The sequence below is a fragment of the Actinoalloteichus caeruleus genome (genome assembly GCF_049311605.1).
In the GTDB taxonomy this organism is placed as follows: domain Bacteria; phylum Actinomycetota; class Actinomycetes; order Mycobacteriales; family Pseudonocardiaceae; genus Actinoalloteichus_B; species Actinoalloteichus_B caeruleus.
In genome coordinates, this window is the sequence record NZ_CP186005.1 from 3,641,555 (window position 1) to 3,666,435 (window position 24,881).

At 73.4% G+C, this 24,881-nt stretch carries 20 protein-coding genes; 14 read left to right on the top strand and 6 right to left on the bottom strand.

Going from position 1 to position 24,881, the window contains the following annotated elements; translation table 11 throughout:
* The first annotated feature begins 555 nt into the window (after window positions 1-555).
* Window positions 556-1,311 (top strand): metallophosphoesterase, encoded by a 756-nt coding sequence (locus tag ACOJVX_RS14605; RefSeq protein ID WP_030106146.1) that lies wholly within the window; start codon window positions 556-558, stop codon window positions 1,309-1,311.
* A gap of 29 nt (window positions 1,312-1,340) precedes the next feature.
* Here ACOJVX_RS14605 and ACOJVX_RS14610 read toward each other — a convergent pair whose 3' ends face one another.
* Window positions 1,341-2,747, bottom strand: coding sequence for an NAD(P)/FAD-dependent oxidoreductase (locus ACOJVX_RS14610; protein ID WP_103056600.1), 1,407 nt, complete (start codon window positions 2,745-2,747; stop codon window positions 1,341-1,343).
* Window positions 2,748-3,290: 543 nt separating this feature from the next.
* Here ACOJVX_RS14610 and phzG point away from each other — a divergent pair.
* Window positions 3,291-3,959, top strand: coding sequence for a phenazine biosynthesis FMN-dependent oxidase PhzG (gene phzG / locus ACOJVX_RS14615; protein ID WP_051314388.1), 669 nt, complete (start codon window positions 3,291-3,293; stop codon window positions 3,957-3,959).
* A 458-nt stretch (window positions 3,960-4,417) separates the two neighbouring features.
* Window positions 4,418-4,828 carry a peptidase inhibitor family I36 protein gene (locus tag ACOJVX_RS14620; RefSeq protein ID WP_422646844.1) on the top strand — a complete coding sequence of 137 codons (411 nt, stop codon included), beginning with the start codon at window positions 4,418-4,420 and terminating at the stop codon, window positions 4,826-4,828.
* A gap of 663 nt (window positions 4,829-5,491) precedes the next feature.
* Here ACOJVX_RS14620 and ACOJVX_RS14625 read toward each other — a convergent pair.
* Together ACOJVX_RS14625 and ACOJVX_RS14630 are read right to left on the bottom strand one after the other, a co-directional pair.
* Window positions 5,492-7,729: an FAD/NAD(P)-binding protein gene (locus ACOJVX_RS14625; protein ID WP_422646845.1), complete on the bottom strand. Its 2,238-nt coding sequence runs from the start codon at window positions 7,727-7,729 to the stop codon at window positions 5,492-5,494.
* Between the two features lie 29 nt (window positions 7,730-7,758).
* Window positions 7,759-8,940, bottom strand: a complete 1,182-nt coding sequence (locus ACOJVX_RS14630) for a pyridoxal-phosphate-dependent aminotransferase family protein (protein ID WP_418155664.1) — start codon at window positions 8,938-8,940, stop codon at window positions 7,759-7,761.
* 356 nt (window positions 8,941-9,296) lie between these two features.
* On the opposite strand from ACOJVX_RS14630, the gene aepX reads away from it, so the two are divergent.
* The 10 genes from aepX (at window position 9,297) to ACOJVX_RS14680 (ending at window position 20,518) form a co-directional block, all read left to right on the top strand.
* The gene (gene aepX / locus ACOJVX_RS14635) at window positions 9,297-10,139 is read left to right on the top strand and encodes a phosphoenolpyruvate mutase (RefSeq protein WP_081715742.1); all 843 of its coding nucleotides are present in this window, start codon (window positions 9,297-9,299) and stop codon (window positions 10,137-10,139) included.
* A gap of 12 nt (window positions 10,140-10,151) precedes the next feature.
* Complete coding sequence (locus ACOJVX_RS14640; RefSeq protein WP_026420644.1) at window positions 10,152-11,171, top strand: NAD(P)-dependent oxidoreductase; 1,020 nt, start codon at window positions 10,152-10,154, stop codon at window positions 11,169-11,171.
* Window positions 11,168-12,205 carry a zinc-dependent alcohol dehydrogenase gene (locus ACOJVX_RS14645; RefSeq protein WP_035293180.1) on the top strand — a complete coding sequence of 346 codons (1,038 nt, stop codon included), beginning with the start codon at window positions 11,168-11,170 and terminating at the stop codon, window positions 12,203-12,205. The genes ACOJVX_RS14640 and ACOJVX_RS14645 overlap by 4 nt, the downstream gene beginning before the upstream one ends.
* 7 nt (window positions 12,206-12,212) lie before the next feature.
* Window positions 12,213-13,313 (top strand): N-acetyl-gamma-glutamyl-phosphate reductase, encoded by a 1,101-nt coding sequence (gene argC, locus ACOJVX_RS14650; RefSeq protein WP_026420646.1) that lies wholly within the window; start codon window positions 12,213-12,215, stop codon window positions 13,311-13,313.
* Window positions 13,310-14,542, top strand: a complete 1,233-nt coding sequence (gene pgk / locus ACOJVX_RS14655) for a phosphoglycerate kinase (protein ID WP_422646846.1) — start codon at window positions 13,310-13,312, stop codon at window positions 14,540-14,542. The genes argC and pgk overlap by 4 nt, the downstream gene beginning before the upstream one ends.
* A 1-nt stretch (window position 14,543) precedes the next feature.
* Window positions 14,544-15,665, top strand: coding sequence for an iron-containing alcohol dehydrogenase (locus ACOJVX_RS14660; protein ID WP_418155657.1), 1,122 nt, complete (start codon window positions 14,544-14,546; stop codon window positions 15,663-15,665).
* 84 nt (window positions 15,666-15,749) lie between these two features.
* Window positions 15,750-17,327 carry a nucleotidyltransferase family protein gene (locus ACOJVX_RS14665; protein WP_418155656.1) on the top strand — a complete coding sequence of 526 codons (1,578 nt, stop codon included), beginning with the start codon at window positions 15,750-15,752 and terminating at the stop codon, window positions 17,325-17,327.
* Window positions 17,327-18,628, top strand: coding sequence for an MFS transporter (locus ACOJVX_RS14670; RefSeq protein ID WP_418155655.1), 1,302 nt, complete (start codon window positions 17,327-17,329; stop codon window positions 18,626-18,628). Before ACOJVX_RS14665 ends, ACOJVX_RS14670 begins: the two co-directional genes overlap by 1 nt.
* Window positions 18,629-19,046: 418 nt before the next feature.
* Window positions 19,047-19,820: a maleylpyruvate isomerase family mycothiol-dependent enzyme gene (locus tag ACOJVX_RS14675; RefSeq protein WP_418155654.1), complete on the top strand. Its 774-nt coding sequence runs from the start codon at window positions 19,047-19,049 to the stop codon at window positions 19,818-19,820.
* A gap of 14 nt (window positions 19,821-19,834) precedes the next feature.
* The gene (locus tag ACOJVX_RS14680; protein ID WP_030227221.1) at window positions 19,835-20,518 is read left to right on the top strand and encodes a thymidylate kinase; all 684 of its coding nucleotides are present in this window, start codon (window positions 19,835-19,837) and stop codon (window positions 20,516-20,518) included.
* Window positions 20,519-20,751: 233 nt separating this feature from the next.
* Here the strand turns inward: ACOJVX_RS14680 and ACOJVX_RS14685 are convergent, their stop codons facing one another.
* Window positions 20,752-21,558, bottom strand: a complete 807-nt coding sequence (locus tag ACOJVX_RS14685; protein ID WP_026420650.1) for a hypothetical protein — start codon at window positions 21,556-21,558, stop codon at window positions 20,752-20,754.
* A gap of 10 nt (window positions 21,559-21,568) precedes the next feature.
* Window positions 21,569-22,264, bottom strand: a complete 696-nt coding sequence (locus ACOJVX_RS14690) for an HAD-IA family hydrolase (RefSeq protein WP_245588979.1) — start codon at window positions 22,262-22,264, stop codon at window positions 21,569-21,571.
* 180 nt (window positions 22,265-22,444) lie between these two features.
* Between ACOJVX_RS14690 and ACOJVX_RS14695 the strand changes: the two genes are divergently transcribed.
* Window positions 22,445-23,404 carry a glycosyltransferase family A protein gene (locus ACOJVX_RS14695; protein WP_051314393.1) on the top strand — a complete coding sequence of 320 codons (960 nt, stop codon included), beginning with the start codon at window positions 22,445-22,447 and terminating at the stop codon, window positions 23,402-23,404.
* Between the two features lie 51 nt (window positions 23,405-23,455).
* Here the strand turns inward: ACOJVX_RS14695 and ACOJVX_RS14700 are convergent, their stop codons facing one another.
* The gene (locus tag ACOJVX_RS14700) at window positions 23,456-24,097 is read right to left on the bottom strand and encodes a helix-turn-helix transcriptional regulator (protein WP_418155651.1); all 642 of its coding nucleotides are present in this window, start codon (window positions 24,095-24,097) and stop codon (window positions 23,456-23,458) included.
* Window positions 24,098-24,881: the final 784 nt, after the last annotated feature.

Sequence of the window (24,881 nt, forward strand, 5' to 3'; positions counted from 1 at the left end):
GGTCCGGCGGACGTCGAGGGGTGTCCGCCGCGCCGTCAGGGCTCCGCCGGGGGGGTGCGGGAGGGAGCACGTGCCCGGCGCCGAAGTCCCTCCGGATGGCCGGTGCGCGCTGCTGCTCCCGACGCCCGCGCAGCCCCGGGAGCAGGACGGCGGAGGTCGCGTCCCGCTCGTTTCCCGGCACAGTTCCCGGGCGCTCGTCGTGCGGTCGGCTCCGGACGCGGCGGACCGCCCGTCGGGGTGGGTGGGCCGAGGTGTTCGCCCACCGCGGACGGCGTGCGCTCGCCACGGGACCGGCGGAGTCGTGACGGATCCACCCACGCGCCGGCTCCGGGCTCTCCCCGCGAGGACGCGGAACGCGGGCTCCGGACGCCCGGTCCGGACCTGGTGCCGCCGGGGGTTGAGAGGATCGTCCACATCCGACCTCCTGGGGCGTCCGGTCCTGGTCCGCCGCGCGCGGCGCCGCGTACCGTCCGTGGCAGGACGCCCGGGTCAGGTGGGTGCTGGTCCTGCTGGGCCTCGCCCGGGTGGCGCGGGGTGGAACAGCGAGGAGGACCCGTGTTCGTCATCGCCCATGTCAGCGATCCGCACGTCGACGGGAGCGCGGAACGCGCGGACCGGGTCGCCCGGGTCACCCGCTACCTGCGGGGCCTCACCCGGCCGGTCGACGTGGTCCTGCTGTGCGGGGACATCGTGGACTCCGGCCGCCGGGAGGACTACGAGGAGGTCCTGGCCCTGTTCGCCGGTACCGCCCCCGTGTTGGCGCTGCCCGGCAACCACGACGACCCCTCGGCCCTGTCCGCCGCGCTGGGCGACGAGGCGGGGACCTCGTCCGACTCGCCGCACCGGTGCGTCGTCCTCGGCGGGGTCCGGTTCGTGCTGCTGGACACGACCGTGCCGGGCGAGGTGGGCGGGGCGCTCGGCGCCGAGGGGCTGTCCTGGCTGGACCGCACGTTGGCGGACCCGGGGGCCGGCGCGACACCCACGGTGGTCGCGACGCACCACCCGCCGGTCCCGGTGGGCCACCCCTTCGTGGACGGCGTGGCCCTCGCGGACTCCGCACCCTTCGGTGAGGTCCTGTCCCGGCATCCCGCCGTCGTCGCGGTGCTGGTCGGGCACGCTCACACGGCTGGGGCGAGCACCGTCGCGGGAGTGCCGGTGCTGCTCGGACCCGGCGTGGCGTCCACCCTGGTGCTCCCCTTCGAGTCCCGACCCGGGGACGACGCGGTGGTGACCTCGGAGGCGCCTCCGGCGCTCGCCCTCCACCTGCTCACCGGCCGGCACCTCACCACCCACTTCCGGGTTCTGGGCTGAGGGCCGAGCGTGCCCCCTCCTCGGCCCGTTCAGCGGGCGGTGGACGTCCCGACGGGGAGGTTCGCGGGCCGGAGACCCAGGCGGGGCTCCTGGACCAGGTAGAGACCGGCGACCGCCTCGTCGGGGGCCATCGGCGGGTTGTCCTTGGACGTGTTGTGGTGGGTCAGCGGGTTCGCCGACCCACCGTCGCGTCCGGTGAACCGGTTGGCGATGAACTCGTAGGCCTGGTCGGAACTCGCGTCGGCCAGGTCCTCGACCCCGGCGACGATGTTGAGGAAGGCGTCGTGCAGCCGCAGACCGTTGCGTTCGGCCCGGGTGAGGGTCTGGGCGTTGTAGAAATGGTCGTCGCTGGCCCGGTGCGCCTCGTAGAAGAGGGACACCAGAACGAGGAGCCGCTGGTAGGAGTGGCGGTAGACCTGTTCGTAGAAGCGCAGGGCGTCGGGTTCGGCGACCTCACCGCGCAGCACGCTGCCGATGCTGGCCGCGCCGACGAGGCCGCTGAAGTTGGCGAGGTGGACGCCGGTGGACAGCAGCGGGTCCAGGAAGCAGGCGGCGTCCCCGGCCAGCAGGTACCCGGGCCCGCAGAAGCTGTCGGCGACGTAGGAGTAGTCCGTCTCGACCTTGATCTCCTCCCCCATCTCGGCGCCCGCCAACACCTCCACCGCCAACGGGCACTGCTCGACGGCGGCGAGGTAGAGCGACCTCAGGTCGGGGTGCCGGGCGCGTTGGTCGTCGAACCAGGTCTTCGCGGACACGTAGCCGACGTTGAGGACGCCTCCGCTGAGCGGGATCAGCCAGAACCAGCCGCCCGGCGCCGAGCACACCGCCACCGCGCCCCTCGGGCCGCGCCCGAGGTCCTTGGCGCCCTTCCAGTAGGACCACACGCCGATGTTCTTGAAGACCTCGTGGAAGCGACGGTTCCTGAACCGCTGCCGGGACAGCACGCCGGCGCGGCCCGAGGCGTCGACGACGAAGTCGAAGTCGACGTGCCGCTCCTCGCCACCCACCCGGTAGCGGGCGGCGACGGCCCGGTCGCCGTCGAACTGGACATCCCGGACGGAGGCCTCCTCGATGACGCGTGCCCCCACGCTGCGCGAGTGGTCAAGGAGGATCTTGTCGAACTCCGAACGCTCCACCTGCCAGCTGTACTTGTCGATGCCGTCGAGGTGGCTGAAGGGGAGGTCCCACTTCTCGTCCCCCCACTCGAAGTAGGAGCCGTGCTTGCGGACGAAACCGGCCGCGTCCACCTTCTCCCGAGCGCCGAGCAGGTCGAGGATCCTGAGCACCGACACCGGGAGTGACTCGCCGATGTGGTAGCGCGGGAAGCGTTCGCGCTCGAGCACGGTCACCTCCACGCCCTCCCGGGCGAGCAGGGTCGCCGTCGTCGATCCGGCGGGTCCACCGCCGATCACCAGCACCTGGGTCTTCTCGCGCACAGTCGATCTCCCGTTCTCCGGAGTGGCGTTGTCGTGGCCGGGAAACCGTGGTCTCGGCCTCCCAGGTCGCGGTCCGCCCGTCGTCGGCGCCCCGGCCCGGAGGTCGACCGCTCGGGTGAGCGGGCGGCCGGGCCGGGGGCGGGACGAGGAGCGGCGCCCCTCCGTCCGACGAGCGGCGGGAGGGGCGGTGGTCGGAGTCGTGGCGGCCGAGTCCCGCCGAGGACCAGCGGGCGCCGCCTCCCGAATGGTAGGCGGATTCCGTTGCTCTTTTTTGGAGGAATTTCTAAGGCGGTTCGACGGGATACCCCGAGTGCCGCGGCGGCACCCTCCGGAACCCCGTTCGGCCACCACCACCCGGGGGCGGCCGCTGAGCACCCGATTCCCCGGAACCGCCGTCCGACCCGACCGGAAGTGTTTCCGCGAACCATTCTGGCGCCCACTCCCGACGGCACCCGCCCCTTTTCCCCGCATCGCCCGCTCGTGCGATCATGCGGATTCGGGAAACGCACCGGGGGCCGGTGCGACGAGCGCGGGAGGCGATCGGTGAGTGACACCACCCAGGCGGGCCGGGTCGAGGAGTCCCGCCCCGCGAACACCCTGAGCGGCGACGAGAGCCTCGTCCTCCCCGAGTTCGACGTACCGCCAGCGGATCCGTTCGTCCTGTTGCGCCGGTGGATCGCGCTGGCCGAGGAGTACCGGGTTCGGGAACCGCTCGCCGTGTCACTGGCCACGGTCGACGCTGCGGGACGCCCGTCGAGCAGGGTGGTCCTCATCAAGGAGGTCGTCGACGGTGGCCTGGTGTTCACCAGCCACACCGGCAGCAGGAAGGGGCGGGATCTCGCCGTCCAGCCGTGGGCGTCGATGAACTTCTACTGGCGGGAGTCCCTCCAGCAGATCACGCTGGCGGGTCCGGTCGAGGCCCTCCCGGCCGCGCGGTCCGACGAGCTGTTCGCGGAACGGCCGCTCGCGGCGCAGGCCACCACGGTCGTGTCCGCGCAGAGCGCTCCGCTGGCGGCGGAGGGCGAGCTGCACACCCGGGCCCAGGAGCTGATCGAGGCCGGTAGCGCGCTGCCCCGGCCGGCGGGGTGGGGTGGCTACCGCCTCCTGCCCACCGAGATCGAGTTCTGGCAGGGGAAGGCGAGCAGGTTGCACCGCCGCCTCTCCTACTCCCGGGAGAACGGCGGGTGGTCGCACCGCCGCCTCCAGCCCTGACGCGCGGGCGGGACAGCGGCGGGAACGGGCAGGTCCTGAGGTCACCTCCTCGGAGGTGACCTCGTCGCCGGCCGTCCGGACCTGCCTGGCCCCTCGCCCGACGCCTCTGTCGCGTCATCGACCGCCGCGCGGGCCGCCGGGTTCCGCTGCGGGGTGACCAGTCCCACGGCCCGGCGGACGGACGCGTCAGCCACGCCACCACCGGGTCGCCCCCGCGTCCCGGCCCCGGCGCGGGCGCGTTCCAGCGCGGACCGGGCACGGGAGGAGGACACCTCCCCGTCATCCGGAATTCACGACCACTAGTCGCCCCTCTAAGGGGTAATCGAATCACTTGTTCCACCTCCCCGGTTTTCCTAGGTTTTGGGCAGGGGATTTCCGCCGGACAATGGTTCCGTCCTCGACGAGGAACCACCGGTGGTCCCGTTTCCTTTTCTGTCCCTTTCGTGTGGAGGTGTTTCGTGAGGAAGTCCGCGAGAAGGTCGTTGACCGCCGCGATCGGTGTCGCCACGGTCGTCGTGGGTTCGGCCGTCGCGTCCGGGGTGGCCGCCGCCGCGTCCGGGGGCACTCCGACGGCCGTGGTTTCGAGCACCACCGGAGCCTGCGAGTTCAGCGGGACGTTCTGCGCCTGGGACGAGACGGGCTTCCAGGGGACCCGGTTCACGGCGATGGCGTGGAACACGGACGCGGGCGCGTGCGTGGACCTGGTCGAGCACGGGTGGGGGAATCGCATCCGGTCGGCCGTCAACACGCACGGCCGGCAGGCGGTCCTGTTCGAGGGCACCGACTGCACCGGGGCCCAGCTCCCCGTCCGCGGCGGGTCGAGCCTGTCGTCGGTGGACTTCCCGGCGAACAGCGTCCTGGTGCACTGAGCCCAGCCCCGCCCGAGTCGTCGGCCAGCACCCGAGTGGCGCCGGGTGGGAGTCCCCACGGCTCCCACCCGGCGCCCCGCGCTCGCCGTGCGGTCGGCGGTCGGCTCGCTCCCCCTCCCGATGCCCGACCTCGCGCGACGCCCGTGCCGGGCATGCGGGACGAGGACGCCCCGAGGAACGTCGGCGGCTCCGCCCAGGGCATTGCCCGACCGCCACGCGCCCGGCCGGGGCGATCCGCCACTGCCCGAAGGCTTGCCCCTCGGCCAGGCTCTCGTGCTCGCCGTCGACATCGACCACCCGCCCGCCCGGGGAGGGGAGGTCCGGCGTCTCTGGGATGGCGGACCCCGCCTGATCCGCCGGGTGCGCCGCACCGGACCGGCCACGGCGTGCGTCCACCCCCGGGCCGCACCCGACGGAGGACATCGCGGACGCCGCCGAGGGGAGCGGACCCGACCGCCCCGGAGCGCCCGCCTCGGCCAGCGCCCCCGCGCGGCGGGGAACCGCTCCCCCGCTCGTTCCTCCTCGCCGTGACCATCGGCGACCCCACCTCGGGGCCGCCGGCACTTCGGACCCCGCCCCGCGCTCCGGCTTGGCGGGGCCGGAAGGTCAACCAGGCCGCCCCGGCCCGCCCCCGGCGGAGGACGCGGGCCCGCCAGCACTGGGTCAGCCGACCGGTGTCGCGACGTCCTCCTCGGCCACGGGTGCGCCACCCCGGGGCAGGAACTCCCGCAGCCAGGTCAGCACGTCCCGCATCACGTGGTGGTTGTGATGCGGGCGCAGCGCGCCGAGCTGGAAGAACATGACGCCTTCGCTGGGTGGCCCGAGGAACGTCAACCGCCGGTCGACCGTCCCGTCCCGTCGCACCGGGTGGAAGTCGACGGTGAGGTCGAGACCGCCCGGTTCGAAGTGGTCCCCGTCCTCGGCGGGGTTGCGCCACTTCCGCACCAGCCCCCGGTCGAGGAGCCGCCGGTACAGCGGTGCGGTGTCCAGTTCCGGGTCGAAGGAGTGCACCCGGGCGTCGACCAGGACGTCGAGTTCGCGGACCGCGCCCGTGTGGGGGCCGTTCACCTGGAACCGGCCGCCGGGCCCTCCCGCGACCGTCACGTCCGGGCCGACCGAGACGTCCACGATCCCGCACTCGACCAGTGCGAGGATCTTCTCCATCACCTCGAGGGCCGCGCCGTTGGCCAGCCGGTTGTGGTGCCGCATGTAGACGGTGAGGAACTCGCGGTGGGAGGCGGCGGTCAGACCACCGTAGTCGACGGCGTACCCCAGCACCGGCCGCAGGTCGCGCCACACCCCGTCCGCCGCGGCCTTCGCCGGGTTGGTCAGGTTGTCCTGCTCCGCCCACAGGTGGTCGCGGCACATGAACTCCACCACGGCCGCCTGGTAGCGCTCCGGCGAGGTGCGGTCCGCCGGCGGCACCGGGGAGATGGTCGACCGCCAGTCGAAGAGGTTGTCCGACAGCAGCGGCTGGTGACCCCACGGGCGGCGGGCCCGAGCGAACTCCTCGGCCAGGCCGGCCGGGTCGTCCACCCTGGCCAGCATGGCGTCCCGGGCCACCGGTCCCACCGTGACCTCGAGGAAACGGGACAGGGCCGCGTCGAGGGACCAGCCGTCGGTGGCGGCGCGCGCCTCCACGTGCGGCACCGTCCCCTGGAGCACCCCGTCGATGAGCGTCACCGCCGCCCCGAGGACGGAGGAGACCGGGTCCAACAGCGCTTCCGGGGTGCGCGGTCCGGCCGGGTTGTCCAGGGCGGTGTCCACTGTCGGTCCGACGGCCTCGGCGAGGCGACGACCGACGTCGGGACCGAGCAGGGTCACGTAGTACAGGTGCGCCATCTCCAGCAGCACCAGCGGGAAGAGGTGTTCGGTGAAGTCGAGCTGCCGCTGCGCTCCCGTCAGGCCCACCGAGGTGGGACGGCCGACGCTGGCCCGGAGCCGGTCGACGGCGGACTCGGTGAGGAAGACGCCTCGGTGCTCGAACCGCTCCAGATCGACCTGCTTGGCGTTGTAGGGCCGGGCGAAGGTGAACAGCCCGGCCTCGCTGACCGGGACGATCGTCGCGGGTTCCCTCCCGGAGGGCTGGTAGGTGAGGCGCCCCTCGGTCCTGTCGAAGCGCCCGCCCCTGCCCTCCGTCAGCCAGAGGATGACGTCGATCGTGGTCAACCCCATTCCCGCGCAGCCGACCGCGCTGCCCGGCGGCGCGACCCGCTCGGTGAGGGTGTCCTCCAGCGGGTAGGCGGTGGGGACGAGTTCGACGTCGTGGTCCTCGGCGAACCGCAGCAGCGGTCGCAGCCGGGCGATGCGGGAGGCGTCGTTCCAGGAGTGGCCGGTCAGGAAGAGCACCGAGTCGACGGTGACCACCTCGGAGGAGCCGGGACCCCCGTCGTCGTCGACGGCGCGGACCTCGACCTCCAGCCGCTCGCCCCGCTCGGTGACGTCGAGCACCTCCGCCTGGTGGAGGTGCACGTCCACGTGGGGCTGTGCCCGCAGGATGTCGACATACCAGCCGAAGACCTCACGCAGGGCGAGGCCGTGGACGTACCGCTTGGGCCAGTCCTCCTTCGTCACGTCGAACACGGGGTCCCCGGTCTCGTCGAAGCGGCGCCGGCACCACTCGTACAGCGTGGGCCGCAGGCTCGGCTCCAGCAGGGGTCCCGCGTCGAGCACGCTCTCGTCCGCGGCGAAGGCGACCTGGCCGACGATGCGGTTCAGGAAGCTCGTCTCCGGCTGGGTGTCGCTGTGCACGGCTCCCGCCCCGAACCGCCCACCCCGGTCGAAGACGTGGATGTCGAGCGCCAGCTCGTCGGCCAGGTCGGGGAGGGTGGCGGCGAGCCGTTCCACCACGTAGGTGCAGGTGGGTCCCGCACCGACCACCGCGAGTCGGACCTTGCGCATGTCGCGTCCTCCTTGTTCGAGACGTCCGCTCAGGCGCGCGACGTCGACGGCGTCGCGGCGCCGGTCGGGTGCGGCGCGTCCAGGGCCGCGTCGAAGGCGGCGAGGAACGCGCTGATCTGGTCGGTGGTGAGCTGCCCCATGGTCGCGATGCGGCAGACGCGCCCCAGGCGCGGCGGGCAGCCGTAGATGACGAAGCCGTCGGCCTTGAGCCGGTCGTGCAGGTGCTGGTACTCGACGCCGTCGGGCAGCCGGAAGACGGTGACCGAGCTGGCGCGGTGCCCGTCGGGCACGAGGGGTTCGAACCCGTGGCGGGCGAGGTGCGTCCGCACCCGGTCGGCGTGCTTCCGGTAGCGCCGGGACCGCACGGCGACCGTTTCCTCCAGGGTCAGGTCCAGGGCGACGTCCAAGGCGTACAGCGCCTGGACGGCCGGGGTGAACAGCGGCGCCCGGTCCCGGTCCTGCGCGACGTGGTGGGCGCGCAGGTCCAGGTAGTAGGTGCGGGGGCGCACCTCGGACAGCCCGTCGAGCGACGACCGGGGGGCGCACACGAAGCTGGTGCCCGGCAGCCCTTCCAGGCACTTGTTGGCCGTCCCGACGCACCAGTCGACGTGGTCGGCGACCACGTCGAGCGGTTCCGCGCCCAGGGTGCTGATGGCGTCGACGATCAGGGACCGGTCGTGGCGGGCGACGATCTCCCCCAGTTCGGCCAGCGGGTTCAGCATCCCGGTGCTGGTCTCGTGGTGGACCAGTCCGACGTGGCTGATCGTGGCGTCCTCGGCCAGGGCGGCGTCGACGGCGGCCAGGTCGATCGGCTGGCCCCAGCCGAACTCGAGCCGCCGCACGGGGATTCGGTGCGCCTCGGCGATGCTGGCGACCCGCTCGGCGTAGTGCCCGTTGTGCGGGACGAGCAGGGTTCCGCCCTCGGGTACCACCGAGGAGATGACCGCTTCGAGCGCGGCCGTCCCGGAACCCGCGAGCAGGACGCTGGTGTGGCGTTCGTCCCCGCCGCAGACCGCCGTGGCCTTGGCCCGCACGGCGTCGAGCAGCTCCGCGGCCTCCGGCTCCCGATGGCAGACGTCGGGGTAGGCCAGGGCCGCGCGCACCCGGTCGTGGACGTTGACCGGGCCGGGGTTCAGCAACACCTGGTGCGGCGGCGGGGTGGTCCTGGCGGTGGCCGCGGTGGCCGGGATCTCGGTGGCGCGGACGGTCATCGGTTTCCTCCGTGCGGGCGACGTGTCCCGGTGTGGGCCGTTCGGAACTCCCGGGGGGTGATCGCCGTCGGGAACTGGGCGCCCTTCGACGGCAGGGCCACTCTGCCAGCGCGCGTCGTGGGATCACCACACCTGTTGGACCTCCTTCTAAACCGTTCCGCGAGATGTTGATCCACCAACCACCGAGCTGGCATACATTCCTTCTCGATCCCGTTGACGGAAATCGGAATCAGACGAGTACGGCGTCGGCGCCACCCGGTGCCGTCGTGACGGCGGCTGCGAGAAGGACTATGACGAGCGTGCGGGAAAACGGAACGGACACCGGGACGTCGAGTCGCGCTTCGCGACTGCGGACGATGATTCGGGAAAAGGAACTGACGTATCTCATGGAAGCCCACGACGGGCTCTCCGCGAGAATCGCGGAGGTCGAGGGTTTCCAGGCCATCTGGGCGTCGGGCCTGTCGATGTCCACGGCGCTGGGGGTGCGGGACAGCGACGAGGCGTCCTGGTCGCAGCTGCTCGGCGTGGTGGAGGCGATGGTGGAGGCGACGACCGTCCCGATCGTCGTGGACGGCGACACCGGCTACGGCAACTTCAACACCGCCAGGCGGTTCGTGGCCAAGGCCGAACGCCTCGGCGTCGCCGGGGTGTGCCTCGAGGACAAGATCTTCCCCAAGATGAACTCCTTCGTCGGCGACTCCCACACCCTCGCCGAGGTCAGCGACTTCACGGCGAAGATCCGGGCCTGCAAGGACTCCCAGCGGAGTTCGGACTTCGTGCTGGTGGCGCGGGTGGAGGCGTTGATCGCCGGCCGGGGTCTGCCGGAGGCCCTCGACCGGGCCCACGCCTACCACGAGGCGGGTGCCGACGCGATCTTCATCCACTCCCGGCGGTCCGACGCCACCGAGATCCTGGACTTCTGCCGTGAGTGGGGGGAGCGCCTCCCGCTGGTCATCGCGCCGACGACCTACGCGAGCACGCCGTCATCGGAGTTCCAGGCCGCCGGCGTGTCGGCGGTGATCTGGGCCAACCACAGCATGCGGGCGGCGGTCAGCGCCATGCGCCGCGTGTGCCGGGAGATCTTCGCCAAGCAGAGCGTGCACCGCACCGAGAGCGAGCTGGCCTCCCTCGCGGAGGTGTTCGAGTTGATGGAGTACTCCGAGATCGACGAGGCCGAACGGCGCGCGTACCGCGTCTGAGGGGAGGCCACCATGACCGTGCCCACAGCTCCCGACGACCACGGCGGTGGTGGGCCCCGCCCCACCGTCCTCGTGCTCGACCCGATCGCGGACAGCGCGATCCGACGGCTCCGGGAGGACTTCACCGTCGTCGTCCGCCTGCGACCCGAACCCGACGTACTGCGGGAACTGGTCGGCGACGCCCACGTCGTCGTCCTCCGCAGCGGCGTCCGGCTCCCGGCCGCCGTCTTCGCCGCGGCGCCGTCGCTGCGCCTGGTGATCCGCGCCGGGGTCGGGACCGACAACATCGACATGGTCGCCGCGGAACTCGCCGGTGTCCGGGTGGTCAACATCCCGAACGCCTCGGCGCAGGCGGTCGCCGAGCTGGCCTTCGGCCTGCTGCTGGGGGTGGTGCGGCGGGTGGCCCTGGCCGACCGGCAGGTCAGGGGTGGCGCGTGGCGGAAGGACGACCTGCTCGGGGTGGAGCTGGGTGGGCGGACGCTCGGCATCGTCGGGGTCGGCGCCATCGGGTCCCGGATCGCCCGCATCGGGGCGGGTTTCGGCATGCGGCGGCTGGGGACGGTCGGCCGCCCCGGTCCGCGTCGGGCCGCCGAGCTGGCCGAGCTGGGGGTGGTCCTCACCGAACTGCCCGAGCTGCTGGCCACCTCGGACGTGGTCTGCCTCGCCCTGCCCCTGACCGAGGACACCCGGGGGCTGATCGGGGCGGCGGAGCTGGCGATGATGCGCCGGGACGCCGTGCTCGTCAACGTGGCGCGGGCCGGGGTGGTGGACGAGGACCACCTCGTCGACGCCCTGCGGGCGGGCCGCCTCGCGGGCGCGGCGACCGACGTGCCCGCCGGTGAGGGCCGCACGCTCCTGCGGGAACTGGACAACGTGGTCATCACCCCGCACATCGGGGCGATGACGGTGGACACCCAGGAACGCATCGGTCAGCGGGTGGTGGAACTGGCCACCGAGGAGTTCGGGGGAACAGCGCCCGGGGCGTTACCGGCCGGGGCGGCCGTCACCGCGGGCGGCGGGGTCCCCGGGTGACCACGGCGACCATGAGGGCCGCCGTGCTCGACGGGGTGCGGAGCATCCGCAACCGCAGGGTCCCTATCCCGGCGATGGGCCCGGCGGAGCTGTTGGTCCGCGTGCTCGCCAGCGGTGTGTGCGGCTCCGACCTCGCCGCCTACCGGGGCACGCACCCCTACAAGACCGCCCCCGTCGTGCTCGGGCACGAGCTCTGCGGGGTGGTCGAACAGGTCGGTGCCCAGGTGACCGGCTTCGCCCCGGGGGATCTGGTCTGTTCCGCCGCCTTCTCCCCGTGCGACCGGTGCGCGGCGTGCCGGGGCGGGGCGGCGCACCTGTGTTCCGACCGCGCGAACCTGAGCCACCGGGGCTGGGAGGGTTCCCTCGCCGAGTACGTCGTGCTGCGGGAGAACATGACCTTCCGGCTCGCCGAGCACGTCGACCCGGTGGCGGGCGCCCTGGTCGAGCCGCTGACGATCGGTCGGCACGCGGTCGGTCTCGCGCGTCCCGACCCGTCGGTGGCGGTCCTGGGCTCCGGGTCGATCGGTCTGGCCTGCGTGCTGGCCGTGCGCCGGTCGTGGCGGGCGACGGTGACCTGCGTGGACCTGGGCCCCGCCAAGGGACGGCTCGCGCGGGCGGTGGGCGCGGACCGCTACGTGGACGCGGCCGAGGAGGACCAGGCGGCCGTAGCGGAACGCGCCGGCCCGGCCGGTGTCACCTTCGTCGCCTCCGGCCACCCGGGAGTGCTGGACCAGGCCGCGGCGATGACCAGGCCGGGTGGGCAGGTCGTGGTGGTGAGCTACTTCCCCGGCCCGGCGGCGGTCGACGCCAACGCGCTCGTCGGCCGGGAACTCACCGTGACCGGGTCCGCGCTGTCCACGCCCGAGGACTTCGCCGAGGTCATCGGTTGGGTGGAGCGGGGACTGGTCGATCCCCGCGCACTGGTCACCCACACCGTCGAGCTGGCGGAGGCGGCGGAGGCGTTCGCGTTGGCGGACCGGGCGGACGGGACCGTCGGCAAGGTCGTGATCAGGACAGGGACGAGGGAAGGGTGATGTCGCGGTGACAGGCAGGCTGCGGGTCGGGGTCGTCGGGGCCACCGGCTGGGCGGGACGGGAACTGTGCCGGCTGCTGCTGGGACACCCCGAGGTCGGTGAGATCGTCCCCGCCGCCAGGGACACCACGCGGTCGTTCGCGGCCGTCCACCCGAACCTGCTGGGCAGCGGGTTGGAGTTCGTCCACCTCGACGCCCTGGTCGAACGGGCCGGTGCGCTGGACGTCGTGTTCCTCTGCGTCCCGGCGGGCGAGGCGATGGGGATGGCACCCGAACTGCTGCGCCGGGGTACCCGAGTCGTCGACCTCAGCGCCGACTTCCGGTTCCCGGACCCGGCGCTGTACGAACGGATCTACGCCCGCCCGCACAGCAGCCCGGAGCTGCTGCCCGAGGCGGTGTTCGGGGTGACGGAACTGGTTCGCGACCGCCTCCCCGAGGCCCGCCTGGTGGCGAACCCGGGGTGCTACGTCATCTCGGTGCTGCTGGGGTTGCTGCCCCTGGCCGAGGAGGGACTGCTCGGGTCCGCCGGCTCCGTCCACGTCCACGCGGTCAACGGGACCACCGGGGCGAGCGCCAAACCCACCCGGGACCTGCACCACGCCGAGGTGTTCGGGTCGATGCTGCCCTACAGCCTGGAGGGCCACCGGCACAGCGGGGAGCTCGAGCTCCACCTGGGGCGCCTGGCGGGTGGACCGGTCGACGTGGTCATGAGCACGGCGCACGGCGCCTTCGCGCGCGGCATCCTGGCCCAGATCACCGTCCTCGTCCCACCCGAGCACCGCGACGGGCTGAGCCGGGAGGCGCTGACCGCGCGGTACCTGGGCCGGTACGGCTCCGACCACTCCGGGGAACACTTCGTGCTGGTCAACGACCTGGAGAAGCGGGGAGGCGCCAACGCCAAGGAGTACGGCGCCTACCCGAGGTTGTCCAACGTGGTCGGCACCAACTACTGCCACCTCGGCGTCGACCACGACCCGGCGCGGTCGGTGATCAAGGTGGTGTCGGTGATCGACAACCTGGGCAAGGGGGCGGCGGGGTCCGCCGTGCAGAACATGAACGTGATGGTGGGGCTGCCGGACACCACCGGGCTCCGGGCGTACGCGCCGTGACCTCGGGGGCCTCCGCGATCCCACCGGGGCTCGCCGGGGTGCGCCTGCTGGCGGACGAACCGCTCGCCGCCGGTCAACGGTGGATCTTCTCAGCCGGTTTCAACGTCGCCGACGGGCCGGGCGGCCTGGGCCGGGTCGACACCGAACTGGCGGACCTGGCTCGGCTGAGCGGGGCCGGCGCCCGGGTCGCCCTGCTGACCCACCAGGGCCGGCACGCGGACGGCAGCGCCCGGCACCTCGGTGACCTCGCCACCTACCTGGGCGGCCGGTTGGGCTGCCCGGTGCGGTACCTGCCCTGGTCGACCGGCCCCGAGGCGCGGGCGGCGGTCGCGGCGCTCCGGGACGGGGAGATCGCGCTCTTCGGCAACACGCGGCTGCACGCCGGCGAGGAGCGGAACGACCCGGACCTGGCCGTGGAGTTCGCCGCGCTCGGGGAGCGGGTGGCGATGGGTGGGTTCTCCAAGGCGCACCGCCGCCACGCCTCCACCACCGGCCTCCTCGGTCTGCTGCCCGGCTGGGCCGCCGACAGCCTGGTCCGGGAGCTCACGCTGCTCGGACCGTGGGCTGGCCGCGATCCCACCCGGTTCTCGGTGGCCGTCGTGGGCGGGCGCAAGCAGGAGAAGGTGGAGGTCGGCCTCCGCCGGCTGGGCAGCGCCTACGACCTGGTCATCCCCGGCGGGGCCGTGCTGAACTGCCTGCTGGCCGCGCGGGGCCACCCGGTGGCCGAGTCGGTGCTCGGCGACTCCCCCGCCCGTGCGGTGGAGGTCGCCGCCGAGGTGTTGGCGGCGGCCGCCCCCGACGCTCTGCACCTGCCCGAGGAGGTCGCGGTGGCCCGGCCCGACGGTTCCGGGGGGTACGGCGAAGCCCGCTGGCTGCGGCTCGACCCGCGCCGCCCGGACGACGGCGTGCCCCCGGGGTACGCCGTCGTCGACTTCACGGTGCTGCCCTGGGCGCTCGCCGCCCTGGACCGGCTCGTGGGGGGCGGGGGGCGCGCGGTGGTCGCGGGTCCCCCCAGCGCCTACCGGGCCGGGCACCGGCGGGCCAGCGACCAGGTGTTGACCCGGCTCGCCGGAGCTCGGGACGACGTGGTGCTGCTGGGCGGGGACACGGTGGCCGAGCTCCCCTGGTCCGGGCCGACGTCGACGGGCGGCGGCTCGGCGCTGCGGTACCTGGCCGAGGGCGGTTGCGCGGTGCTCGACGCGCTGCGGGATGACGACGACGGGAGATGAGATGCTGACCTTCGACCACCTGGTGCCGACCTCCGTGGCCTTCGGCAGGGGCCGGTTGGCCGAACTGGGGGAGATCACTTCGGCGCACGGCCGCCAGGCCCTGCTGGTGTGCGGCCGGACGGCCATGCGCCGACACGGGGTGCTGGACCGCGCCCTGCACAGCCTCACCTCGGCCGGGGTGTCGGTGGTGCTGTTCGACGGGGTCTCCCCCAACCCCCTGGCGGCGGAGGTGGACGCGGCGGCGCGGCTGGCCAGGCGGGAGAAGTGCGAGGTGGTCGTCGGTCTCGGTGGGGGCAGCGCGTTGGACGCGGCGAAGGCCGCGGCGGTCACCGTCCCGCACACCTCGGTCCGCCCGCTGATCGGGTCGGTGCTGCCCAGGACCCCGGGGAGCCTGCCCGTGGTGGCGGTCCCCACGACCGCCGGCAGCGGTTCCGAGGTGACCAAGGGCGCGATCATCACCGACGAGGCCGTCTCCTTCCGGTCGGGTGTCCGGGGCGACGACCTCTTCCCCGTCTCCGCGATCGTCGACCCCGACCTCCTCGTCAGCGCCCCCACCGCCGTCGTGGCCGACTCCGGGTTCGACGCCCTCGCCCACGCGGTGGAGAGCTACGTCGCCCGCCGGGCCAACCCGATCAGTGACCGGTTCGCCGAGGCGGCGGTGGAGCTGATCACCGAACACCTGCCGAAGGCGGTGGCCGGTGACACCGGCCCGGAGGTGCGGGAGGGGCTCGCGTTGGCCTCGCTGCTCGGCGGGTGCAACGTCGCCACGGCGAGCACCTGCCTGCCGCACCGGCTGCAACAGGGCATGGGGGCGGTGCCCCGGGTGGACATCTCGCACGGCCGAGGACTGGCCTGCGTGTACCCGGCCTGGATGGAACGCGCCTATTCGCACGCCCCGGAACGGTTCGACCGGTTGGCCCGGTTCGTGGCGGCGGATTCGGTTCCCGACGCCGTCGGCGAACTCACCAGGAGAATCGGTATCTCGTCCCGGCTCACCGACCACGGATTCCGGAAATCCGATCTGGACTCCCTCGTCTCGGGGGTTTCGGGAAACCTGGCCAACGATCCGATCGACCGGCCCGACGCCACCCTGGTCGAGGAACTCTACGCCGCGTCGCTGTAGTCGGGCTCCACGAACATTGAGCGATTCTCCAACACCTCACCGCACCAATTGACCGCGTCCGCCCCGCCGGGGAACGCTGCGACGGTGAGCTCCGGGAATTCCCTCGTGGACGCGCTGGCCTGGTCGGCTGGCGGGGACGTACCGCGTCCCACCCTCGATGACGTCGACACGACCGCCTTCGCCCATGCGCTGCACGCGCACCGGCTCGACGCCCGGTTCCTGCACCGGGTGCGGGTCGAGTCGGTGCGCGTGCCACCGGACCTGGTCTCGGCGCTCACCGACCGGCTGACCGGGATCCGGGCCGCGATGGACCGGCGGGCCGCGTTGGCGACGGTCCTCGACGAGGCCACCGCGGGCCGGGACCGCTCCCGCTCGATGGTCCCCCTCAAGGGGTTCACCCTGCTCGCGTTGACCGGCGAGGAACGCGCGGTGCGCCACAGCGGCGACCTCGACGTCGTCGTCGCCGACCCGGCCGGCTTCGTCACCTCGGCCGACCGGTTCGGCCTGGTGCCGAAGGGCCCTCGGGAGATCCTCGACGAGTACGCGCGACTGGTCGCTCCGGAACACGGCATGGTCGAGGTGCACTCCTACTACCCGGTGCCCAGGTGGCGCACCAGGACGACGCCGGAGGACTGCGACCCGCGAGCCCACCCCGGTCAGTGGGTGCACCACGAGACGTTGGGGGAACACCGGATCCTGCACGGCGACCTGGTCGACCACCTGGTGGAGGGCACCGGGATGCCGGGTGCGCCCCGCGTGCTGCGCCCGGAGGCGGCGGTGGTGGTGCAGGCGTGCCACCTCTACGGCGACTACATCCGCGCGGTCCTCCCGGTGCCGCTGGGCACCGTGCGCCTCGACGAGATCGCCGCCGTCGCCGACATGTGCGCGCTCCCAGGGTTCGACGTCGCCGTGTTCGCCGAGCTGGTCACGCGGTTCGGCGCCGAGGACGTGGTGTCCTTCGTCCGCGCGCTCTCCGTCGACCTGCTGGGCCGGGACCCGGTGCCCCCGGGCTGCTCCCTGCCCGCGCCCTCGGACCGGTTCTTCCCCGTGGACCTGTGGTGGGACGGTGTGGAGGGGTTCCTCGTCGACCCCGGTTGGCGGCCGGCTGAGCTCGTCGTCCGCACCCGGGAGCACGAGGAGGTGCTGGCGGCGATCGGGGGCTCCACCGTCGCCGTGCCGCGCTCCTCGGAGCCGACGAGGATCAGCGTGGGCGCCGGGACGTCCACCGACCTGGACCGCAGCGTGTTCCGCCCTGGCCGGACCGGGCCCTTCGACGTCGTCGGTGAGCTGTCGGCCGACGACGGGGCGCTGTCGGTGGTGCTGTCCACCCCCGCCGCGGCCGACGGCCACATGACCGCGTTGTCGCTGAACTTCGGCGACCACCGCTTCGAGTTCTTCCACACCGCCGCGACCGGTGAGCTCCGGTTCGACGACTACTCGCTGACCTCCCCGGCGGACGCCGAACCGGTCGGCCGCTCGGCGGAGCGCACCGGTGGCCGGGACGTGCTGCGGGTGCGGATCCCGTGGCGGCGGTTGGGCGGCTGTCCGGGGCCGGGCCGGGGGATGGTCCTGCTGGCGGGGATCCGCCGGCAACGCCTCGGGTGGGCCGAGACGGACGGCGCCGCGATCCTCCCGCTGCGGCTGGACGTCGGACCGGCCTGATGCGCGGGACCCGCGTCGGGCGCGCGCTGCCGGCGGCGGTGGGGATCGGGCTGCTCGCCAACGCGACCTTCACCGGCCTGGTGAGCGTCGCCCTCCCCCTGTTCCTGGCCGACCGTGGAGCGGGCAAGGGCGAGATCGCGTTGTTCTTCGTGCTCAACGCCCTGGCCGCCGCCGTGCTGAACCTGACCGTCGGCCGGGTGCTGCGCCGCGGTTCCTCCCGGTGGGCGGTGGCGGGCAGCGCCGGGGTCTCCGCCCTGGGCCTGGTCGCGCTGGCGGTGACCGCCGAGACGGCGGCCCGCTACCCGGCGGGCATGGCCGTGATGGCGATGAGCCTGGTGTACCCGCAGTACGTGGCGATGGCGCACCACTACTCGTCGCGTTCGGTGGCGCGGACGGTCAGCTCCCTGCGCATCCGGTACGTCGCCGGGTACGTCGCCGGCCTCGGGGTGTTCGCGGTGGCCGCCGAGGCGGAACGGGTCACCACCAGCCCGCTGCTGGGGCCGGTGGGGGTGGCGGTCGGCCTGGCGTTGCTCAACGTGGCCGTCGCCTGGCTCCCGCTGTCCGGACGGCCGACTCCCGAGCGGCAGGCGGACCAGGTCGGTCCGGCGGCGGCCGGGGCCCGGTGGCGTCCCTCCCGGGCGCTGGTGGTGACGGCGGCGATCGCGGTGTTGTCGCTGCGGGCCGCCGACAGCCTGCGGGGCGTGTACCTGCCGTTGTACGCCAACGACGCGGGGATCGGTTCCAGCGGGGTGTCCGCGCTGTTCGCGGTGACCGCCGTCGTGGAGTTCGCGGTCCTCGTGCCGATCGCCGCCGCCAGCGACCGGTTCGGCAGCAGACCCGCGCTGGTCGTGGTCTCGCTCGTCGGGCTCGCGTCGTTCCTCATGATCGTCGTCGACGCCGGCTACCCCGTCCTGGTCCTGTCCCAGGTGGTCTACGCGGTGTTCGCGGCCGGCTTCCAGAGCATCGGTCTGGTGATCCTGGGGGAGGCGCTGGCGTCGGGCATGGGCGGCGGGGCCGCGCTGTACACCGCGCTGGTGCAGGTCGGTTCCACCGTCGGCATCCTCGCACCGCTGGTGGTCCCGGGGTACAGCCCCGCCGTGTTCCTGATCGCCGTGGGCTTCTGCGCGCTGGCGACGGTGCTCCTGCTGGTAGGCCGCCGACCCACCGCCTCCTCCGATGGCGCGGACCCCCCTGGCGCGGACGACGGAGGACAGCCCGATGCGGACTCGGCGACGCGGTCCCCCGGCCGGGGACGGGGGCGGCCCGCCGCGCCGGCCCGCCACCCGGCGGACCCGGGATGACGCGCCACCCGGGCCCCGGTGTCCCCGACATCCACTGCTGCTCCTCGGAGCCCGGGGGGCGGATGCGGCAGCCGGTCCGCTCCTGCCCAGCCGACGGCTGGCGACCGGAGGGCGCGACGCCGTCGGTCGCCCCACCCGGCTGGTCCGGCGGTGCCACGGGGACCGTGCCGCGCGGGCGTGCGGTCGGCGACGAACGGCACCGGTTCGCCGGGCGGTCCTCCTCGGCGACGACGGGGACATGGCCGCACCGGCCACTCTGGACGGCCGAACCCGGGCTGGCTCGGAGCCCGGTCCAGGCTCGTGCGAGATTGGCGCCGCCGGGAACGGGGATCGGGGCGAGGGCGCGACGAGGACCGCGCGCCACCTCGTCCCTCCCCAGGACCCGCGCCCCGCATCCCCGACCGACCAGGGAGAACCCATGACCACGACCGGCCCGTCCGCCGAACGCCCCTCCACCCGGCCCGCCCCGCCCGACGGCCAGGTCCACCCCCCGCGCGACGGTGAGCCCTCGGCGCTGGTCCCGTGGCTGCGGCGGCGGGCCGAACTCCTGATCGCGCTCAGCGAGGGCTGGTCCGACGCGGACCTGCGGGCCCCGAGCGCGCTCCCCGGGTGGTCACGGGCCCACGTCCTGGTCCACCTCGGCCAGCTCACCTCGGCGATGGGACGGCAGGCCGAGCACGCGCTGCGCGACGAACTCGTCGACGTCTACGACGGGGGTCGTCCGGGCAGGGACGCCGCGATCGAGGCGGCCGCACGAGGAACCGACCGGGAGGTGCGGGACACGCTGGCGACCGGCCTGCGGCGGCTGCTGGCGGCCTGGGACCGGGTGTCCCCCCAGGACTGGGCCCGGCCGGTCCGCTACCGGGACGGGGACCTCGCCGGAACCGCCCTCGCCGTGTGGCGTGAGGTGGAGATCCACCTCGTGGACCTCGACTGCGGGTACCGGACGAGCGAGTGGCCGCCCGCGTTCACCGACCACCTGGTGGAGTTCATGACCTGGCGGCTCCCCGAGGGCGTCGCGGTGCGACTGGTGCCCTCGGACGGCGGGCGGACCTGGTCGTACGGCGATGAGGACCCGGTCACCGTGACGGGGACCGCCACCGATCTGGCCGCCTGGCTGGCGGGTCGGGACGCGCCCTCGCTGCGCGCCGACCGCCCGGAGGGGCCACCCACGCTCACCCCCTGGAACTGACGGCAGGAGAAACGATGATCATCGCGGTTGTGGGAAGCGACGGCGCGGGGAAGTCGACGGTGACCTCGTTGGCGGTCGACCGGCTCGTCGAGGCGGGTGAACCCGCGCAGCTCGTCGAACGGTGGCGCATCGTCGACAACCCCGACTACCCGGCCACCCGGTTCCTCCGGCCGCCGGTGTCCGACCTGCGGCTGTGCGTCGCCGAGATGCCCAATCCGCCCCGGTTCCTGTTCCTGATGTGGTCGATCGGCATGGCCCTGCTCGGCGAACGGAGCCAGCCCCCGGCCGGCGACGAGGCCGGCGACGAGGCCGTCGGTGTGCTGGACGGTTACTGGATGAAGCACGCCGCCAGCGAGATCGTCTACGGCATGGACCGGGGCTGGGTGGAGTCGGTCGTCGCCGGGCTGCCCGTGCCGGACCTCGTGCTCTACCTCCGGTTGGAGCCCGAGGCCGCGTGGCGGCGGAAGGAACACGACCTGGTGCCCTACGAGTGCGGCATGGACCCCGACTGCGGGCGGGACAACTTCCTGCGCCACCAGGGCGCGATCCTGTCGCTGCTGGACGAGTGGTCGGCCCGTCACGGATGGGTCGAGGTGGACGCCACCCTGCCGTTGGACACCGTGGTGGACCGCGTGGTCACGGCGGTGCGGTCGGCTCGCGCGACGGGTTCGGCGAAGGCGGTGGACGCGGTCCGTTGAGGTCGCCCCGCTCGGGTGGGGTGCCGTCGCCCGTGGGCGGTGCCCCACCAATCCGCCTTCCCGGGGCTGTCGTCGGATCCTTCGAGAAGCCCTTCCCCACCGGGTGATGGCCAGGGCCGGCCCGGCCCCTCGCCGTCGGGGGTGCCTCCGCTTCGCGCGCCGCGTCGGCACCGGCGTCGCACCCCTCCCGGGAGGACACGCGTCCGCGCCCGGTGATCACCTGACGGGACGGCTCAACCGGTGGTGTCGGCGACGATCCGGGTGTGCGGCACGTCGGGCCACCTGCCGCGCCCTTCGAGCAGGAACCGCAGGTCCGGCGCCGTCGGATCGCCTCGAAGCACGAAGCACTCGGCGCCGTCGCGGGCGTGGTCGAGGAGCGCCGTCAGCTTGCCCCCCATCGATCCGCTGGTGTCGTGCGCCGCCGCCGGCCAGATCCGCCGGAACGCCTCGGCCGAGGACCCCGGCGTGATCTCCGGGATCACCTCCTGGCTGCCGGGACCGCCAGCCAGCACTCCCGGGACGTCGGTGAGCACGGCGACCCGCGTCCGACCCGGCGTGCCACGCACGGCCACGGCCGGGACGTGGTCGCTGCCGAACACCCGCAGCGCACCGTCGGCGCAGAGCACGCTGTCACCGGCCAGCACCGGGAGGATGCCGTGGTCGAGCAGGCGTCGCACGGTCCCGAAGCTGACCTCCGGCCCCCGGGGGCCGAGCACGCAGATGGCGGCGACCTGGACGGGGAAGCACCGCGAGCCGAGGTCCCGCAACGCCCGCACCCACGACCACTTGACGTCGAAGGTCGCACGGGTGAGGGGCAACGGGGCGAGGGGGTCGTCGGCGTCGAGGTGCCGCACGGCCCCGTGCCCGATGGATCCGCCGCCCACGACGAGGACCACGCGCCCGGGGGCGGCGGCGTGCAGGTCCGCGATCTGCGCCGCGTACCCCGCCAGGGCGTCGTGGTCCAGGTGGTCGCGCCGGGCCTTCTCCGAGACCAGGCTCCCGCCCACCTTCACCACCAGCAGGTCGACCACGTCATCCACCACGGCCTCCTCAGTCCTCCGCCCGTCCGGCGGTCGCCGGTGCCGGCGACCTACCCGTCAACCGCAGGCCGGACGGTTCCTCCGTGACGCGGACGGGGCTCAGGTCCTCGACCCAGGCGGCCAGTTCCGGTCGCGACCGGGCGAGTTCCCAGCCGACGCCGACGCACCTCATCCCGGCCGCCGTCGCGGCGTCCCACCCGACGGGAGCGTCCTCGAGGACGACGCAGCGGGTGGGTTCCACACCCAGTCGCTCGGCGGCCAGCAGGTATCCCTCCGGGTCGGGTTTGCCCTTCGCGACCTGCTCGGCGGTCACCACCACGGGTGGGCGGGACAGGCCCGCGGCGGCGAGTCGCGCGGACGCGATCGAGGCCGCCCCTGAGGTGACCACCGCCCACCGCAGGGGTGGCAGCAGCCCGATGAGCGCCGAGGCGCCGGGGATGGCGGTGACCTGGTCCATGACCTCGAAGTCCAGTTCGGCGATGCGGTCGACCTCCGGGTCCACGTCCAGGTGGGGGGCGGCCAAGCGGACCAGGTCCTCGTCACGGCGGCCGTGGGCCAACGACGCGATGGCGTCGGGGTCCAGCCCGCGCTCGACGGCCCAGCGCCGCATCGCGACGTCGATCGCGCGCGCCGAATTCACCAGGACACCGTCAAGGTCGAACAGAATGGCATCGACACCGGTCATTTCCCAGATTCGGTGCGTCACGATTCCTCCTCCTGGGGCGGTTCAACCGGCGATCGCCCCACCATAGGTCGGCCGGCACCGGGAAAGGGCAGCCGAAGGCGAAGGTTAGAGCTTCTGTTAACGTTGTTTGACAGCGGAACACCGAGTACCCGTAGGTTGTGCTCCCACCCCCAGGAAACAGGTATTTCGGGAGCATCGGAAATGGTCGACCTCGGCGCGAGCCCGGTTTTCGTCATCCCGCACCACGCCCGGTCCGACGAGTCCTGGGAGTATCTGGAACGCACCGTCGCCAGCCTGTTCACGCAGAGCGACCGCGACTGGCGAGCGGTCATCGTGGACGACGCCTCCCCGGACCCGGACGTGGGGCGACGGTTGGAGGCGGTTCGGGCGGGGGATCCGGAGCGCCTCGTCGTGCTCCGCGCGGAGACGACCGGCGGGCCGGGGGCGGCCCGCAACCGGGGCGTGTCCTGGGCGGCGGCAAGGGGAGCCCCGTTCGTGTTGTTCCTCGACGCCGACGACCTCGCCCACCCGCACCGGCTCCGCAGGACCCGCCGCGTCTTCGCCGAGCGGCCCACCGTCGACTTCGTGTACTCGGGTTTCACCGTCATCGACGAGCACGGCCGACCGGTCCCCGAGGAGCGGGTCACCCCGTCGATCCGGGAGATCCTCGACTCGCACCGCGAGGGGCCGCCGGAGGGACCGGACGCCTGGATCAGGATCGGCACCGAACTCGGCTACACGAGCCTGACCTCCACCGTCTCGACGCGGATCGACCTGGCGACGCGGTGCCCGTTCCCCGCCACCCACGTCGCCGAGGACGACCACACGTGGCTGCGCATGTCCGCGTCCGGGACGGGTTTCGCGTTCCTCCGGGACACCGAGGCGGGGTACCGGGTGCCGTCGACGACGGCGGGCTCGGCGACACGGGCGGCGGTGGGCGCGGCGTTCTACTGGGCTTCGGCGCAGGTGACGGCGGACGGGTTCACCAGAGCGCTGGCCACGGCCCTGGCCAGGGGCCGGGTGGACGAGGTCGAGGCGGCGGCGCTGCTGTCGCGGTTCCACGACAGGCTGGCCGAGACGATGGCCGGCGAGGGGTGCGCCGACCTCGCGGCGGTCAGTCGGGCGCTCGCGCACTGCGGAGGAGCGGTCCTCCCCGCCTGAGGCGGGGGTGGAGCCCGACCGGCCGCCCCCTCGCGGCCGGTCGGGTCCCGCTCAGTACCGCCGGCTTCGGCCGGCGGCTCCTCGGGGGAGCAGGCCGTGTTCGTAGGCGGCGGCGACGAGGGCGGTGCGGTTGGGGGCGTCGAAGCGGGCCATCAACCGCCCGAGGTGGTAACTGACCGCCTGGCGGCTGTAGTGCAGCGCCTTCGCGGTCTCCACCGTGGAGAACCCTCGGGCGACCATCGCGAGGATGCGCAGCTCCAGGCCGTCGACCTCGCGGAGTTCCGGCCGGCGCGGGGCTGGCGCCGGCGGGTGCGCCCGACCACCGAGGATGGCCCACATGACGTCGTGGATGGCGACCACCACTCGGCTGCAGATCTCGGTGACGAACCGCCGGGGGACTCCCCCGCCCCGGTGGATGAGCCGCCCCGCTCCTCGGGCGGCGACACGGCGACTGACGTCGGCGAGTTCTCCCCGGGGCACCCCGGCCTCGACCAGCCCGTCCGAGGTGATCTCGATGCGGCGGAGCACCCCGGGCGGGATGGGCCGCCCTCGGAGGACGAATTCGCGCAGGGGTGGCAGGACCTCCGAGACCACTGCCCCGACCTCGGTTCCCCACCTCTCCCGGTCGCTCGTCCGGAGGTACCTGGCGAGCAGGTCCTGGATTTCGACGGTGAATTCGGTTTTCGGACTCAAGCCCTCAAGAACAGCAACCCTACCGTCAGGAAGAACCACGGTCACCACTTTCCCCCTCGCCCCGGTCAGCACCAATGCGGTCGTCGAACGAATCCCGCCTCCCAGCAACGTCGCCGGGTCCGCATGGCCAGTCACGTCAACACCCTGACCGCAGAACGCCGAACCGGTTCCAGAGGACGGCTCACCCAGGGGTGAACCACGCATCGCGAGGGTCTTGAATGTGCTGGAAGTCCGCTGGTCGCCACCTCCGATCCGTGCCGCCACACGGCCGCCCGAGCGTAAGTGGGAGCGCTCCCAAACGTCAAGATTAGATATGCGCTAAATTTATTGTTTCATCTGGACAAATGATGGGTGCCAATTTTCGCACTCCGACGCGCGGATCGGCGGTTCCCCACCGCCGGCACCGCTGGCTCACGCTCCTCGGCCGGTGGTCGAACGAACGGACCACCCTGGCGTGGCCCCGATGGCGTCGAAGGTTGACCACAACGGCCCATCCGCGCTCTCCGCAGCCCTACCGCCGTCCGGCCCCCGCCCGCTCGCCCCGCCACCGGCCGGCGTGGGCCGTTCGGCGGAGCCGTCCGCATGAGGGCTGCGTCACATGGCGGACGGGAACCAGCCACCGAACTCCACACCACCACCTCGCCGCGCCCTGGCCCCCGGTCCCGAGCCGTTCCACGCCCACACGCCCCGCCGGGGACGCCGGGCGGCGGATGACACCGCCCCCGCTCCGCGCCGTGGTGCCGCGATCCACCATCGCCCCCACCGAGGCGCCCAGCGGGCCCGC